This is a genomic window from Sutcliffiella deserti (assembly GCF_020037475.1).
Taxonomy (GTDB): Bacteria; Bacillota; Bacilli; order Bacillales; family Bacillaceae_I; genus Sutcliffiella_A; species Sutcliffiella_A deserti.
The window spans coordinates 145,176-161,786 of the sequence record NZ_JAIQDB010000005.1 but is presented as its reverse complement, the minus strand read 5'-3'; the positions used below and the strand labels follow the sequence as shown (position 1 = coordinate 161,786).

At 42.2% G+C, this 16,611-nt stretch carries 11 protein-coding genes; 2 read left to right on the top strand and 9 right to left on the bottom strand.

Annotated features, from left to right (window positions below):
• Positions 1-81: 81 nt before the first annotated feature.
• Positions 82-3,816: a S8 family serine peptidase gene (locus K9B36_RS11560; protein WP_223702217.1), complete on the top strand. Its 3,735-nt coding sequence runs from the start codon at positions 82-84 to the stop codon at positions 3,814-3,816.
• Positions 3,817-4,110: 294 nt separating this feature from the next.
• On the opposite strand, the gene K9B36_RS11555 is transcribed toward K9B36_RS11560, so the two are convergent.
• Together K9B36_RS11555 and K9B36_RS11550 are read right to left on the bottom strand one after the other, a co-directional pair.
• Positions 4,111-5,355, bottom strand: a complete 1,245-nt coding sequence (locus tag K9B36_RS11555) for a helix-turn-helix domain-containing protein (RefSeq protein WP_223702216.1) — start codon at positions 5,353-5,355, stop codon at positions 4,111-4,113.
• A 376-nt stretch (positions 5,356-5,731) separates the two neighbouring features.
• Complete coding sequence (locus K9B36_RS11550) at positions 5,732-6,166, bottom strand: VOC family protein (protein ID WP_223702215.1); 435 nt, start codon at positions 6,164-6,166, stop codon at positions 5,732-5,734.
• A gap of 248 nt (positions 6,167-6,414) precedes the next feature.
• Here K9B36_RS11550 and ptsG point away from each other — a divergent pair, with 248 nt between their 5' ends.
• Positions 6,415-8,475 carry a glucose-specific PTS transporter subunit IIBC gene (gene ptsG, locus K9B36_RS11545; RefSeq protein ID WP_223702214.1) on the top strand — a complete coding sequence of 687 codons (2,061 nt, stop codon included), beginning with the start codon at positions 6,415-6,417 and terminating at the stop codon, positions 8,473-8,475.
• 209 nt (positions 8,476-8,684) lie between these two features.
• Here the strand turns inward: ptsG and K9B36_RS11540 are convergent, their stop codons facing one another.
• The 7 genes from K9B36_RS11540 to K9B36_RS11510 all read right to left on the bottom strand — a co-directional run bounded on the left by K9B36_RS11540 (position 8,685) and on the right by K9B36_RS11510 (position 16,590).
• Positions 8,685-10,589, bottom strand: coding sequence for a DUF1565 domain-containing protein (locus K9B36_RS11540; protein WP_223702213.1), 1,905 nt, complete (start codon positions 10,587-10,589; stop codon positions 8,685-8,687).
• 497 nt (positions 10,590-11,086) lie between these two features.
• Positions 11,087-12,112: an ion channel gene (locus K9B36_RS11535; protein ID WP_223702212.1), complete on the bottom strand. Its 1,026-nt coding sequence runs from the start codon at positions 12,110-12,112 to the stop codon at positions 11,087-11,089.
• Positions 12,113-12,265: 153 nt separating this feature from the next.
• Positions 12,266-13,813 carry a polyamine aminopropyltransferase gene (locus tag K9B36_RS11530; RefSeq protein WP_223702211.1) on the bottom strand — a complete coding sequence of 516 codons (1,548 nt, stop codon included), beginning with the start codon at positions 13,811-13,813 and terminating at the stop codon, positions 12,266-12,268.
• A 214-nt stretch (positions 13,814-14,027) separates the two neighbouring features.
• Positions 14,028-14,423 carry a DUF350 domain-containing protein gene (locus tag K9B36_RS11525; RefSeq protein ID WP_223702210.1) on the bottom strand — a complete coding sequence of 132 codons (396 nt, stop codon included), beginning with the start codon at positions 14,421-14,423 and terminating at the stop codon, positions 14,028-14,030.
• A gap of 17 nt (positions 14,424-14,440) precedes the next feature.
• Complete coding sequence (locus K9B36_RS11520; protein ID WP_223702209.1) at positions 14,441-15,037, bottom strand: DUF4247 domain-containing protein; 597 nt, start codon at positions 15,035-15,037, stop codon at positions 14,441-14,443.
• 356 nt (positions 15,038-15,393) lie between these two features.
• Entirely contained in the window at positions 15,394-16,065 is a 672-nt protein-coding gene (locus K9B36_RS11515; protein ID WP_223702208.1) for a PspA/IM30 family protein, read from the bottom strand.
• Positions 16,066-16,083: 18 nt separating this feature from the next.
• The gene (locus tag K9B36_RS11510; protein ID WP_223702207.1) at positions 16,084-16,590 is read right to left on the bottom strand and encodes a DUF4178 domain-containing protein; all 507 of its coding nucleotides are present in this window, start codon (positions 16,588-16,590) and stop codon (positions 16,084-16,086) included.
• Positions 16,591-16,611 lie beyond the last annotated feature (21 nt).

Here is a 16,611-nt window from a genome sequence, read left to right as displayed (position 1 = left end):
CACACTAACTAAACTGCTAACTAAGAGCTACATATCTATCAAGCATCCAAACAAATCAACCAAAGGGATAGGAGAATGCACATGCGAAAGCCAAAAATGAAATCTTTTCTGATAGCGGTCATCGCCGTTTTCATGCTTGCCACATCACTTTTTCAGGGACAGGCACTTGGCGCAGCCACTAAATCAGCAACCGGCAATGAACCAACCATCATCAATGATCAACTCGGAACTGGCGACTCAAAAGTCACACTAATAACAGGGGACATCGTTCATGTAACCACCCTGCCAACTGGACAAAGTGTCATTAATGTAGAACCTGCCGAGAACAACGGTGACGGAGTTCGTGTCATCACAGTCGGGGACGACACCTATGTGTACCCGAATGCAGCAATGCCATATTTGGCAGAAGGAAAACTTGACCACAACCTTTTCAATATTACGAAACTAGTAGAATATCAGTTTGATGACAATAACAGCACCACCGTTCCTGTCATCGTCGTATACGAAGAAAATAAAGCTAGAGCCGCTAGCACAAAAAAAGTAGCTCCAAAAGGATCCAAAAAGCAACGTGAATTAAAAAGTATCAATGCAGCAGCTTTAGAGACAGACAAAGAAGAAGCAACGACTTTCTGGAATGATGTGCAATCCGAAAAGACGGACTACTCCAAACCAGAAGCAGCACAGTTCAACTACGCAATTGAAAAGATCTGGCTGGACGCACGTATCGAAGCAACCCTTCACCAAAGTGTCGCCCAGATTGGGACACACACTGCATGGGAATCCGGTCTCACAGGTGAAGGCATCAAGGTTGCCGTACTCGATACAGGGATTGACCCTTCCCACCCGGACATCGCCCCTCAACTGGATGAAGCAGTAAGCTTCGTACCTGGTGAAGAAGTCCAGGACAAAAGTGGTCACGGTACGCACGTAGCCTCCACCATTCTTGGAACCGGCGCAGCTTCTGACGGCCAAAACAAAGGTGTTGCTCCGGATGCTAGATTACTAGTCGGAAAAGTACTGAACGATTCCGGGTCAGGACTAGCCTCTTGGATTATTGAAGGAATGGAATGGGCAGCGGAACATGCCGATGTCGTAAACATGAGTCTCGGCAGTTCTGTCGGCAGTGACGGAACAGACCCGATGGCAGTAGCCGTGAACACATTAACAGAAGAGCACGGTACCTTATTTGTTATTGCAGCAGGTAACAGCTACGGCGAAGGGACAGTCGGTTCACCTGGTGCTGCGGATAGCGCACTCACAATTGGCGCTGTGGATAAATCGGACAGACTGGCATCTTTCTCCTCCAAAGGACCAAGACTTGGTGACATGGCATTAAAGCCTGACGTTTCCGCTCCAGGAGTGGGAATCATGGCCGCACGATCTCAATTTGCAACAGGAAGTGGTGCCTACACAAGCAAAAATGGAACGTCCATGGCAACACCTCACGTTGCAGGTGCAGCAGCCATCCTTTTACAACAAAATCCTGATGCTACTCCTCAGGAACTAAAAGAAACACTAATGAACACAGCAAAGAAATTACCAGACTACCAGCCATACCATATCGGATCAGGACGCATTGACCTGGAAAAAGCGTTACACTCCGACTTGAGAGCTACAGGCTCCCTTTCATTCGGCTTCTTCCAATGGCCGAATGATGAAGCAGCACCTGTAGAGAAAACAATTACGTACACAAATGACAGTGACCAAGACATCACCTTGGAACTGACTGCAACTTTTGCAGATGCGAACGGCAATGCTGCTCCAGAAGGCATGCTGACACTAGCGGATACAACTGTCACTGTTCCAGCTAACGGAACGGCGGACCTTCAAGTTACAGTGGACCCTGCATTCGGGGAAAGCGGACAGCGCTACCAAGGTCACTTAACAGCCAGTGCCAACGGGGAAGCATTGGTTCACACGACAATGGCTACGGTAAAAGAAGAAGAAAGATACACTCTTACATTAAATGCCACTGACCGCGACGGCTCACCTGCCCTTGCATATGTGGTCATGTTCAACGAAAACATGCAGCCTGAATCCATCGCAGTGGATGGAACAAGAGAGCTTCGTCTGAAAAAAGGCATGTATTCGGTAATGTCCATGATGGACGTTGATGTCGATACAGATCATAGAGGGGTTGCTCTTGTTGGGGAACCGGAAGTGGTACTAGATGGACCGAAGACGGTGGAATTGGATGCAAGAAAAGCCAACGAAATCACGGTCAAAGTTCCTAAGAAAACAGAACCTGTCTATCAACGTATGGAATACTACCAAACAATGGGGACTGGAACAGTTCATAGCGTCTATCTGATGCCTGTCTGGGTGGATAAATTGTATGCTGCTCCTACCAAGAAGACAAAGAAAGGTGAGTTTGAATTTTTGACGCGTTGGCGTTTGACCAAGCCGTACTTTACTATCAACTTCAAGGGGAAAGTACTCGATGATATCGTGATGCCGGGGAGTACTCTTTTAGAAGGTAAACATAACCTGAAAGCCATCTACGCTGGTGAAGGAACAGAAGCAGACTTCGATCGCTTGAATGCAAAAGGCAAAGCGGTTGTTGTGGATCGCAGCAAAACAGTCAGTGCTTCCGAACAGGCCGCGGCGGCGGTTGCTGCCGGGTCAAAGCTATTGATCATTGCAAACTATGAAAACGTGGAATTCAATGAGTCTGTGCATACGCCTGAATATACGGATGTACCTCTGACGGCTGCCGCTATCAGTAAATCAGAAGGGGACAAATTGATTAAAGCGATTCGTTCTGGCAATGTGAAGCTGCAAATCGAAGGAACAAAGGACTCACCATATGTCTATGACCTGGATTATGTCCATCAGGAGAATGTCCCAAAAAAGTTGGCATACGAGCCTAAGAATAAAGATCTTGCAATAATTGAAACAAACTACAATTCCCACGTGGAAACGGACGGCGGAGAGTTCCGATTCGACATGAGACCGTACACAAGAGGCGCAATCGGATTTCAATACAAGATTTCCTTCCCTACCACCAGAACGGAATATGTATCTGCCACAAAAGATACGTACTGGTACCACCAGGCAACGGTTCTTGATGAAACATGGCAGATCCGTCAGCCAAGAGTAGTATATGAAAAAGGGCAAAAGCTTGTTGAGAACTGGTTCTCCCCTGTAGTGCGCCCATCCTTAGGAGAAGGCTACTGGGCTCCTAAACGCCAAGGAGACTCCATGCAGATCAATGTTCCAGCCTGGGCTGATGCTGGTATAGGGAATACTGGTGGAACAGATTATAATATTTCCGTCCAAAACCAAACGACCAAATTATTTAAGGGTGACACGCTTATTCGTGAAGGAAAAGGCCAAGCAGTCAATGGCTTTGATGTCCTAACAGATGAAATGCAGGAATTCCGCGTGGTAACAGAAGCGAAACGGGATGAAAAACGTTGGAATACATCCATCCGCACCAATACAGAATGGATTTTCCAAGCAAAAGAAGAAACAGAAATATGGCAATCTCCACTTCCATTCCTTACATTGAATTATCAAGTGGACACAGATGTAAATGGTGACGCAATGTTGAACAGACCTACCCAGCTTGAAATTTCTGTAGAAAAAGTGAAAGATGCCATCGGCTACGGGAACGTGGATGGAGCAACTCTTGAGGTTTCATTCAACGAAGGGGAAAAGTGGAAAAAAGTGAAGTTGAACCGTAACGGTGATACTTTTACAGCATCCATAACAAATGCAAAATCCGCAAAATCCGTTTCATTAAAAGTGGCCGCATGGGATGACAACGGCAACAAAATCACACAAGAAATCATCAAAGCCTATGGATTACGTTAAATGAACAAAAGCGAAAGGCGCCCGCTTAGAGACGTAAAAACTGGACTGAGTAAAGAGAATCAGGAAACACGAAGAGCGCGCTAGCGATTCGATGCCCGCGCTTATCGTATGGAGATGAGGGAAGTTTGATAGTCTCTGGCGCCTGGAGCTGTACGCTCCTTACCTTTGAGTATATTATTCACAACTGAAACATTTTATTTAGAAAAAAAGCGGAACATGGAACCCAAGTGGATTCTGTGTTTCGCTTTTACTTTTAGAAGTAATTTTCTATACACAAAACAAATAAGCTCTCCTCTACACAAACTGATTATTCCGCCGAAACTTATTGGTGACGGAACCGGCAAATCGATTTGCCTTTTCCATATCGTTATTCTCCATATAATAATCAAATAAAACGACCGTATAGTGCTCTACTGGCAGTACATACCCCTTCTCTTCAAAATAAGGAAATGCCTGCTCCTCCAAGTATTGATAGTACTTCTTCTGATGATCGGAAAGATAATAATAATGCATTTTGAAAAAATGAGTGAATGTTGTATTAGCGGACAACTTAGATAGCTCAACCCCCTCTTCTACCAGCTGAAGAAGCTTTTCCTTTGGGGTATTCCCTTCTTTCGTTAAGGCATTTATATAGCCTTCAAGAGAGCCCAAATAATTGGGATGACTCTTTTCTCTTGCATCCATCGATTTTTCATAAAATTGGCCGGCTTTTTGGTATTCGCCATTTCTTAAGTAAAGATAGGCAACATTATGGTAAAGCATGGCCTTTTGATGCTCAAGGCCATAGTCTTCCGTCATTTCTATTAAACGATGATATTCCCTGCTTAAAGTAGGATGGTCTTCTGATTGCTCGAGTTGAATGACCATGAGCATTTCTGATTCAATGATACGGGAGAAGCTACGTATTTTTGTAAAAAACTGAAGTGCTTTGTTCGCATTGAAGAATGCAAGCACCCGTGAGTTTAGTGAGTGGTATGCAAGAGCCAGGTCATAATAGTACTCTTGATTGGGGTAGTGTTCCAGACTTATATCTTTCAAGCATTCAAGCGCCTTCACGTAGTCATTTTTCATTGATAAGTTATATACACCGTTCACATGCAGTAGCAAGTTTTTTTCGTAGGCGGATAAATCCTTCCAAGTTGACATTTCTTCTATCAATCCATCTGCCATTCTGCCTTCTCCAACAAATAGGTAGTACCTCGTCAGGATAAGAGTGTATAAGCGATAGAAGTCCTGCATATGTAAAAGCTTGAAACCCTCGAGCAGGCGTTTGATGGACTCCACCCTCGTTTTAAGCTTTTTTACAATAGCATTCTGCCACTCTATCAGCAGCTGATCGATTTCCTTGTAATTCTCCATCTCGGCTTCCATTTCAATTCCCAGCCGTTTGCATAAAAAATCGATGGTCTCACCGGAAACCTCCGTCAGGCCCCGCTCTATCTTGCTGATATGGGTACTGGAGCAAATTCCATCGCCAAGATCCTTTTGTTTCAACCCCTGAAATTCCCGATAAAATTTAATAATCTTACCTTCCAGCATGCTGTCATCCCCTGTGCTCATTATCTGATATTTTTATTATCCTACCACAGTTTGAATATCCGTGACAGACAGCTTATCCCAAAAGATACAAGTCAGACATGTGACTTTTAGGGGAGAAAAAAAAGAACAAGCGATAAACAAAAAAATAGCATTATATTATGTGGGATGCTTAATCTCCATTGCATTAAACCATATGAAGACAATATGTCGAGCAGATAAGGAGAGAATTTTTGATTACTTAATTTGTAAAAATCTCTAGAAAAATGGAACAGTAACAGCCCTTACCGAAGGCTGTTACTTTCTATGCCATACCAACGATTGGCACAAAAGGCTTGCTTGCCTTTACCCTTAAGTAAATCAACATAAGAAGTCAGTTTTAGTCTTCTCTTTTTTCCTCCCAAAGCCTAATACGTTCCTCATGGCTAACCTTCTTATGCACTTGATGAAGCATCCATACATAACCAAATGGATCCATGAATATGGCATTAGACACTCCATAATCAGCCATCTCTGTCACTGGCTGCACCTCTGTACAACCCAAATCCATCGCTTTGGTATAGGTTTCTAAAATGTCTGGAACTGTTACATTAACCCAACTAGTTTTAGGATCGTCCGGACTTGGAGCAATAAGATGAAATTTAGGATTTTCATCCAACATATGAAGGTGAACGTCGTATAAAGTAAAAACTACCTCATTTTCACCACGAGGGAAGTTTGAAACCTCCATACGCTTGATATCAAATATATTTTCGTACAATTCCAATGCTTTTAAGCTATCTTTCACAACCATATTTAATTCAACGCCAACCATTAAGAACACTCTCCTTTTACAGATTAAAATATATACTTTGCCTCACGTTTTCCCTATAGTATATCAATACACTTATCCTTCTGCATGTTGCTTCACTTAAAAAATCCAACATATACTGCACTTTCTCTTATGGACGAACATTTCCTGCTAGTCATCTAAAAAGTTAAGTTTCATTCCCATTTTGTTTAAAACTAAAGTTATTGGGGAAATTAAAACCAATTTGAAATACATAATAGGGAGGTACTACTATGTTTAAAAGATTTTTTGGCGTGCTTCAGAAAGTAGGTAAAGCATTAATGCTTCCTGTTGCGCTTTTACCTGCTGCCGGGATCTTGCTGGCATTAGGGAATGCGTTAAGACAAGATAATCTCTTAGATCTTGCTCCGTTTCTTGGCGCTGCCTGGATCCAACAGGTTGCTACTGTAATGGATGCAGCCGGGGGAATTGTATTTGACAATCTTCCTGTCCTATTTGCCGTTGGGGTTGCAGTCGGACTAGCCGGTGGAGAAGGCGTTGCTGCGCTTGCGGCTATCATCGGTTATCTGATTATGAATGCGACGATGGGCGTAGTGCTTGGAGTTGAGGAAGGGATGCTAGATGATCCTGCTTATGCAAATGTCCTTGGTATCCCAACACTACAAACTGGAGTATTTGGAGGCGTGATCGTCGGAATCCTTGGCGCCTTTATGTACAATAAATATTTTAATATCGAACTACCCTCGTATTTAGGCTTTTTTGCCGGGAAACGCTTTGTTCCTATTGTAACAGCGGCCTCCGCAGTTATTCTCGGGATCGCCATGACGTTCGTTTGGCCTCCTATCCAAGGTGGACTGAATACTTTATCCGAAAGTATGATCAACACGAATTTAACGTTATCCGCGTTTATTTTCGGTGTCATTGAACGTGCATTGATTCCATTTGGATTGCATCATATTTTCTATTCGCCATTTTGGTTTGAATTTGGCTCCTACACCAATCAGGCGGGAGAGATTGTTCGTGGAGACCAGAGGATTTTCTTTGAACAAATAAGGGATGGTATTGCACCAACAGCCGGAACCTTTATGACAGGAAAATTCCCGTTCATGATGTTCGGCTTACCAGCTGCCGCCCTTGCTATTTATCATACAGCAAGACCGGAGAAGAAAAAGATTGTAGGTGGAATTATGGCATCCGCCGCTTTAACTTCTTTTTTAACTGGGATTACGGAGCCAATTGAATTTTCTTTCCTTTTTGTTGCACCTATCCTATTTGCCATTCATACTGTCTTCGCCGGACTATCATTTATGATTATGCACATTTTGGATGTCAAAATAGGCATGACCTTCTCCGGAGGGGTAATTGACTATCTTCTATTCGGTGTCGTCCCAAACCGAACCGATTGGTGGCTGGTCATTCCAGTTGGGCTCGTCTTCTCTCTCATCTACTACTTTGGTTTCCGCTTCGCCATTCAGAAGTTTAACCTGCAAACACCTGGACGCGAGGATGTCAATGAAGAAGAAGATGGAGCAACCCCATCCACAGCAGGAGATCTTCCCTTTGATGTGTTAGAAGCAATGGGAGGAAAAGAAAATATTGCGAACCTTGATGCGTGTATCACCAGACTTCGTGTTCAGGTGAATGAGATTAGCATGGTTGACAAAAATCGCCTGAAAAAACTTGGAGCCGCTGGTGTACTTGAAGTTGGTAATAACATTCAAGCTATATTTGGACCTAAGTCTGATACACTAAAATCTCAAATCAAGGATGTCATGGACGGAAAAACACCTCGTCCAGCAAAACCTCAGCCAACAAAAGAAGTGGAACAGCAAATCGAAGAGGTCAATCCTGATGCCTTGCAAACCGATTCGTCAGAAGAAGGGATAATCTGCCCAATTAAAGGGGAAATCAAACCGCTTGGGGACGTACCAGATCAAGTTTTCTCAAGTAAAATGATGGGCGACGGATTTGCGATTCTTCCTACAGAAGGGGTCGTCGTTTCGCCAGTGGACGGAGAAATCGTCAATCTCTTCCCAACTAAACACGCCATTGGCATTCAATCGAACACAGGCCGGGAAATCCTGATCCATGTCGGAATTGATACCGTCAACCTTAAGGGTGAAGGCTTCGAAGCACTCGTTGCCCAAGGCGATAAAGTAACAAAAGGCCAAGAAATCCTTCGCTTTGATATCAACTTCCTGAAAGAGAACGCGCCATCTATTATGACGCCAATCATCTTTACTAACTTACACGATAATGAAAAAGTGAAGCTGAACAAGCAAGGCGAAGTTGGTCTGAAGGAAGACGGAATTGTGGAGATTTCAAAAGGCTAAAGGGAAAATCCGCTTAGAGTATTTTCTAGGCGGATTTTTTTATATGAGCGGTTGCTTTGCAATCATCCCCTTTAAGTAAAAATTGTTCCTACAAACCCATAAAATATAGCTCAACGAGAGCAACGATTGTAATTTGGTTGTACCAACTTACTTAATAATGCGAAACTACCTTAAACTAAACCACCTTAAAAAGCGGCGAAGTCCGGACATTATTGTTGAACATTCTGATTTCCTTGCAAATCAAATGCATCTAGTGTCATTCCAAAACCTGCTGCAGCAGCATTATAGCCGACTGGGAAATTGGGGTCTACGGTATCTCCGGGTCTTTGACCAAATCCATTTGGAAAGTTAAATAAATTATTATACACTTTTATTTGGTCATCTGCTGGGATGTTACTCCCTCCTCCACCACCTGCAAAATAAACTGCCAGTCTCTCATCATCATTATTTGTTATTTCATTTCCTTCTATAAGGAGATTGGTCACAAAACTATAATCCACTCGTGTCGTCAAGATAATTGAACTTCCTGAATTTGTTTCATGATCAATAACATTATCTTGAATAACCAAGCTAGTTGGAGCATCTAAAAATGTGTATAAATTCACAAATTGATTAAAGCTCTCCATTGTATTACCACTAATGTTAATATCACCAGAAACCGTATAGGACGCAAGGTTTGGTTCTATAATGATAGCACCTACACTTGTTGGATTGCCTTGGAATGTATTATCAACGATATTGGTCGTCCCACTTACCATCTGAAGCCTTAAGCTTTGTGTATTTAAAGCATTGTGGATGAATAAATTATCTTCCACTGTCAGGTTTTCTACAAATAAATATGCGCTACGGACGGTTCCCTCAATAATATTGGAACTAAGAGTGATGTTCTCGTATAAGTTATTTAATGCTCTTAATGGTACCGAAACTACCGCATTATCCCCTGTCAACGTTCTATTGCTTATAAAATGAAGACCATTGACTGTTACGTCATCCGTTTCTATTACTAGACCATTCGAGTTGTCAGCAGGAGCAAACACTACTTGAGGGCGTGGGTCGACTACACCTTGCAGGGTCAAGGCTTTCGAAATCACAAGACTTGTCGCAATATTATAGGTTCCCTCCAGTACATGAACTGTTCCACCAACAGCAACTGCCGATATCCCTTCTTCAATTGTGGCAAAAGGACGAGCCATACTTCCATTCCCTCCTACCGATCCCGCGCGAACGTAGATATTTTCTGGATCAACAATAGAGTTTATTGCATAATTTAGAGCAGCCTGGACGCTGTCAACGGAAGAGTAACCAGTCGTAGGACGGTTTTCAAGCAGAAAATCCGCAACATTATTTTTTCCTGTCTCATCCAAGAGATTGTACTGCTCAAGATTCAATCCAAGAGTAGGATCCTCAATAGCTTCGCGCATTTCTTCAACTGTTTCCGCTTCATTGACTGGATTAAGACTAGGATCAATAGGCGAAGCGTCGCCAACTCTTAATATCAGGATAGAAGCATTCGAGTTATCCTGCGTTCCTCCTGTAGTGCTAGGCAATAAAACCGGTCCTGCACTTGTATGATTTCTTAACGTCAGGATATCTCCACTTTCAACAAAAATCATCACCATACCACTGTTCGGCGCAGTAACTGATTCACTACCATAAATGCTTCCTGAAACCTCTTCTCCATTCAGGAAAAGGGCAAATTGATTTGTCCCTTCGCCTGTTACACTGTACCAGACAGAATAGAATCCTTCCGTTGCAAAAATAATGTCACTAGAACCTATAAAATGATCAATTCCATTAAGAGTCCCATTCGAGTCGAAAGTTATATCCCCTTCTACAGGCACTGTTTGAGTAGAAATATTATACACATAAGCAAAACTTGTCGCAAAATCCGGACCTGGGGGGCCAATTGGACCAGTTGGACCTGCTGGACCGGTTGGACCTGCTGGACCTGCTGGACCTGCTGGACCGGTTGGACCTGCTGGACCGGTTGGACCTGCTGGACCGGTTGGACCTGCTTGGCCTGCTGGGCAGGTTGCGCCAGGTGGACCTGCTGGACCCCTTTTCCCCTCTTTACACCGGTGGCGAGAATGATCATTACACTCCCAGTAAACCATTTAATTCCTCTCCTTTCCTCATCCTTATTACATACTATGAAAAATGGGAAAAGCTTGTATGGGACAAGAGGACAGGTCCATCGACCCATTTTTACATTAATTAAGGTTTGAGTGTAGTTTTTTGTCGAATGGTCTTTATATTGCCTCAAATGGATTATAAAATTAAAAAGTGGCTTATATATTTAAAAGTTGGACAATAAATTCAAAAGTTGGCTCATAAAATAAAAAGTCGGACAACAAATCAACCCCGAGGCTAAAATTTGCCGCCCCCCCTAGCTACTGCCAAAAGACACTGAATATCCTATGCAGTCGTACAGTCATGCCCCTTTAGAGGTTAGTTTATAGCATTAAAGCAAGGGACGGGCCTCTGCATCCGATGCAGAGGCCGGTCCTCTATTAATAAAAGGTTGTTTTCGTATTGTTGCTTTTACGTAACCCTCTTTATGAAAAGAGCACAAAAAAAGAGCTCAAAGCCTTTGCTTTTGAGCTCTTTCTATTTATCCCGCTTTAAACTTCGATTCATAGGTCTGCTTATCACAGATAATGTACAACTTCGCATCTTTAGGAATCTTTTCATCTAACCGTCTATTAATGTCGAGCTCTTTTCCATTGGACAGTAAGGTTGCCCCTTTTTCAAGAATGTCATGGAATGCTTGCTTATAGGTGCTCCAGGCAGGGTCTGCAGCGATTTCATAAATATTATCGCCATGCACTCTGCTGGTTAATTGGCTAAACAAATGCGTGGATCCGTTCATCAAGGTTGCCTTGGCGATCAATCGCGATGCTGTTTCTCCTGATAGAACAAATTCGTCTACATTGGCATGAGCGAAGTTTGGAATGCTTTTTTCCTTGCGAATTTCCACAATCGTATAAATGCTACGGTTATGTATGTTCGAAAGCCTTTCTACCGACGACGCGACTAACAAGGTTTTCCCATCCGAAAGCGAGGCATCCTCTATCGTGTCATCGGAAAATATCGTGACAGATTTTGCTTCAAGAACATTCGCTTTCAATAAAACCGCATCCTCACTCGCATCCCCTTGCACATAATCCACCTCTAAATCACATGGATTTGTTTTTTTAGAATCTACTAAAACGATTGCCACATCCGGATTATCCTCTAAAATTTCTGCCATCGCTTTCTCCGTCTTCTCTGTCCAGCCTACAAAAATATAATGATTGGTCTTTTTACTACTCAACTTACCTTCCTCCTTTAACCGTTGATACAGTGACAAAAGATTAACAACCTTTCCAATCAAAACCCCAATAAGTCCTATGCCAAAAATGAACAAAAACATCGCGAAAGTTTTACCAGGAACCGTTGCCGGTGAAACGTCTCCATATCCAACCGTTGTCACCGTCGTCATCGTCCACCACAGACCCTCAAAAAAAGTAGGAAACGTATCTGGCTCTAATAAATGCATGATGAACGAACTTCCGACAATCACTAAAATAGAAATAAGAACAATAGTAAAATTATTTGTTTTGCTTATGCTTTTAAACAGCCGTTGCAAAATCCACACCCTGTGTCACCCCTTCCCCCTCTATATCCTCCATTTTACAAAAAAGAGTACATCACCAATTGTAGATGGCGATTACTCTCTCCCTTGGTTATTCATTAAACTGCCTTTAACCACAATCTCCATTAGTTAAAAATACAGCACACGTCCACATACTTAATATTCCCTCCAAGCCTTCAAATACTTCTCAAGCAAATTGGGATCGATAAGTGTATTAACTTCAAGCTCCACCAGCTCTCCATCTTCATTCACTATTTCTCCATCAACATCCTTACCGAATGAACGCAGTCCGGTTAACACTTCAGTTGATAAAAATTCCGTCTCTACCCTAATAGAAATGTCATCCCAACTAATTGGTTCGCGTTTTGCTAAAACAAACCCCCAATCCCCAAAGCTTGGAATATCGACATGAAGATTAGATGTTTCAAGACCCGCCTCTTGAACTGTCCGATTAATGCTCCAGTACACTTCAGTGGCAAAGGTTGGGCTTGTAGCTTGGATCATGATACTTCCCCCAGGGAGCAAGTGGTTACGAACTAATTGGTAAAACTCTAATGTATATAGTTTATTTAATGATTCATTGTTTGGGTCCGGTAAGTCCACAAGGATCGTTCCGTAAAAGTCCGATGAATTCTTCAGAAACTTAAACGCATCTTCATGAACGACCTTCACTCTTTTATCCTCAAAGGCTCTTTCATTGAGCGCCACAAGATCATGGTTCGTTTTTGCTAATTCAACGACGTTAGGATCGAGGTCAACAAGCGTAACGGATCGAATGTCATCATATTTCAGAAGCTCCCGAACCGCTAAACCATCTCCACCGCCTAAAACCAGCACATTTTCCCTGTTTTCACTTAGCTCCATTGCCGGATGCACAAGCGTTTCATGGTACCGGTATTCATCAGCGGAACTGAATTGGAGCTGTCCATCGAGGAACATCCTCAAATCACCTTGCTCTTTTGTTAAAATAATTTGCTGATAGGTGCTTTGCTCATTATACACAATGGGATCACGGTACAGCCTTTGCTCAAAACTAAAAGCCATTTCCTCGCCGAAAAATATCCCGCTAAAAAGGAGGAGAATAATTAAAATCCCTGCAGATGCGTGCCTCTTCACCCGCTTAATCTCATCCCTGAAATAATATAAAAGCCAAAGAGCAACACATGCATTGATGGTCGCAACAATAAAAGCTGTTTTGACTAAACCAAATTGTGGGCGAAGCAAATATAAAAACAAAAGACCGCCTAACAAGCCCCCAGCGTAATCCGAAAAGAGAACTCTCGCTGCACTTCTGTTCAACGTTTCTCCAATCTCATTCGCTTTCCGTATCAGGATTGGCAGCTCTACACCCGTCAATGTTCCCACTAAAAGGGTGACAAAATAGAGGAAAAACGCATCCGTTCCATCGGCCAAAAAGGCTGTTACACCAAAAAGAATAAACGTAGATACCCCGCCGATGATGGCAATAAGAAACTCAATCCACACAAAGGATATAATTAAATTTCGTGTAACCTTCTCGCTTATGAAAGACCCAATTCCCATCCCAGTAAGAAAAAGGGAGATGGTCAAAGTATATTGTTTAACCCCATCTCCCAAGATATAAGAACCTGCTGCTCCAAATAATACTTCATAGATAATTCCACAAATAGATACAATTCCTGAAGACCAGTAAATGGCATTGGTTTTATTTTGACTAGTTTGCATCTTCCAAGCCCCTATCTGGAGATTTTACGTAATAGTCACCATATTTTAGGTAAGCTATTTTTCTTGGGTGTGTTAAACTCCGTTCTGGATTTTCGTAAAAAATCAATTTGGAAATGAAGAAGATCTTCTCTAAAATACACAAAAAAAGAGCCCGACAGCAACGATTGTATCGGGTTGATCAACTTACCTGTAAGCAATAATCATTGAAAAGAGCTTACGTAATGGACGCGCCAATTACTAAAGCTAATCCAATAGAGACACCTACACTAATAATCGCCACAGAAACATTACCCTTTTTCAATTCTTCTTCAACAGAAAACTTTCTAGTGAATAATTCAAATAATATATAGGCGATCACTTGAAGGACCACACCGATCCCGCCCCACAGTAATGTATCAAGTAATTGCGAGCTGTGATAGATAGAAAATGCGAGGACAATACAAATTCCTATCACTTTTCCTGTAATCGAAAGTGCTACTGCCTGGTTTCCACTTTGAATTTCATCCCAGTCCTTATATTTCCTTGTCATCATTTCAAAAATAACTAATCCAACAATGACAATCGCTACGGCAAGTACAAAATACATTAAGGTTAGTAAAATAGCTTCCATATGACTTCCTCCTTCTTCTATTTCCCAGCTCCAGGTCCGCCGCCGCGAACAGGCGAGCTTCCACTACGGATAGTTGGGGTTTGATTGCTTCCTTTAAAACTTCCACCTGATTTTCCATAACCGCCGTAGCAATTTTCAGGGTTTTGTTGACATCTTAGCTTCTGGGTATCGCCCCAGTCATTAGTACGCAACAGGTTATTCAATACCATGTATAGAAATAAGCCGTCAAAAAAGTCAGGACTATAATTATTTCGTACAAACTTATCGTTCGCTACTTCAATAAAGGTATTGGACGGGTTTTCTTCATCCTCTGTTATGATAACAAAAAGATTGTCATATACTAGAACTTGCTTTCCGTCCTTCCTCTCACTCATCTCCTCGGGTTGTTCATGGGATGTAATATTCGATGTTACGTCATCCATATCCCGATTTTCTGCAATGTAGATTTCTGAAAAATTCGCTGAGTCCCTTACGCTAGAAACAGTATCATAAATTCTATACTCATTGCTGATAAAGTCCACAATGTCATCTTTAAACAGCCCACCATTTCCTGATGAGCATGCAGATAGCAGTAGAGTAAAAGTGAGCAGGAGGCTAAGAAGTGGTTTTCTCATCGGTTCCCCCACTTTCTATTCAGTTTACGCCATTATTCTCGAGTTCTTTTCTTCTAAGCTCTGTTAAACACCGCTGTTACTTTCCGCAAATGGCTTCGCTTTCCGCGGGGCGACCTTGAGCCTCCTCGGGCTATGCCCTGCGGGGTCTCAAGTTTGTCGCTATACCCCCGCTGGAGTCTACGCCATTTGCTCCAATTCACAGCTAGAAGCCACCAAAAACTATATGTTTTCATTTTTTCAGTGGCCTCCACTACCTCCCGTAAGAGTCTACGCCTTTCGCTCCAATCAACAGCTAGGGGCATCGTAAAATCAACCCCAAGGTTTAACAAATCCTTATTCTACCAAGCTAGGAGAAGTTATTCTTTTCCAAGCTTTTTCTTCAATGCTGCAAGTTCATCATCAACGGCATTACCTTTGTCCAATGCTGCAAGTTCATCATCTAAGCTGCGGCTTGAGCTACGAAGGTCATCACTTGTTTCTGCCTCAGCTTCAAATCGCATTACTTTTTCCTCCATGCGCTCAAAGCCTTTTCGCCCTTCATCTCCACCGATGCTCGACATTGCACGATTCATTTTCGTTCTGGTTTTAGCAGATTCCGCTCTTGCCTTCAAGGAATCCTTCTTCAACTTCATTTCATTATATTCGCTTTTCATTTCGTCAAGCTTAGCTCTAAGTGCATCTGCATCTTTTTTCGCTATAATATGAGATTCTCTTAAGGAGTTAGCCGTCGAAAGATACGCATTTTTGTCCTCCAAAGCTCTTCTAGCCAAATCATCGTTTCCAGCTTCTAATGCTTTAATGGCTTGACTTTCACGCTGGTTCATCATCTTTTCAGCATCCTGAAGCTTCTTTTGCAACATCTTTTCGTTTGCAATTTGGTTCGCTACCGCCGTTTCAGCATCACGTATATCTGATTCCATTTCTCTCATAAATTGATCAAGCATTTTAACCGGATCTTCCGCCCGATCAAGCATAGAATTCAACTCAGAATCAACAACCGTTTTTACTCGTTTAAAAAATGCAAACATATCCATTCCTCCTATTTATTATTGGCCTGCAATAATTTTAATTTCAAATTCCTCTATCTCATAACCATGGCTTACTTCCACTTCAGTACCCCATATTTCAACAGATAAGAATTCTTCTTCTTCCTCATCACAGTAACCAAAATACTTACATTCCATATTGTTAACGTTTCTACCTCTGCCTTCACCATTGACTCTAGCTACACCCGACTCATCAAAGTAATACGTTTTACCATTATAGGTTAGTTCTTTAGGCAATGGCTCTTGCAACTTAAGTGTTACCTTCTGATATATCCCTACATTCAGCTCATCGTCCATTTCAGCACTAAGCCAGATGGTTTTATCGGGATGCTGAAGCTGGTAGGCAATCCACTCATAGCCATGAGAATTATAAGTCAATTTACCCACAACCTGATAATCCTCAAGGTCATATTCCACAATATCTCCCACTTCAATGGATAATATTGTTCTTTCCTTAACCTCCCGAACCACCTCTTTGTTTCCGAAAAGCTTTTTGAAAAAACTCATTACAACACCTCTATACTGTGA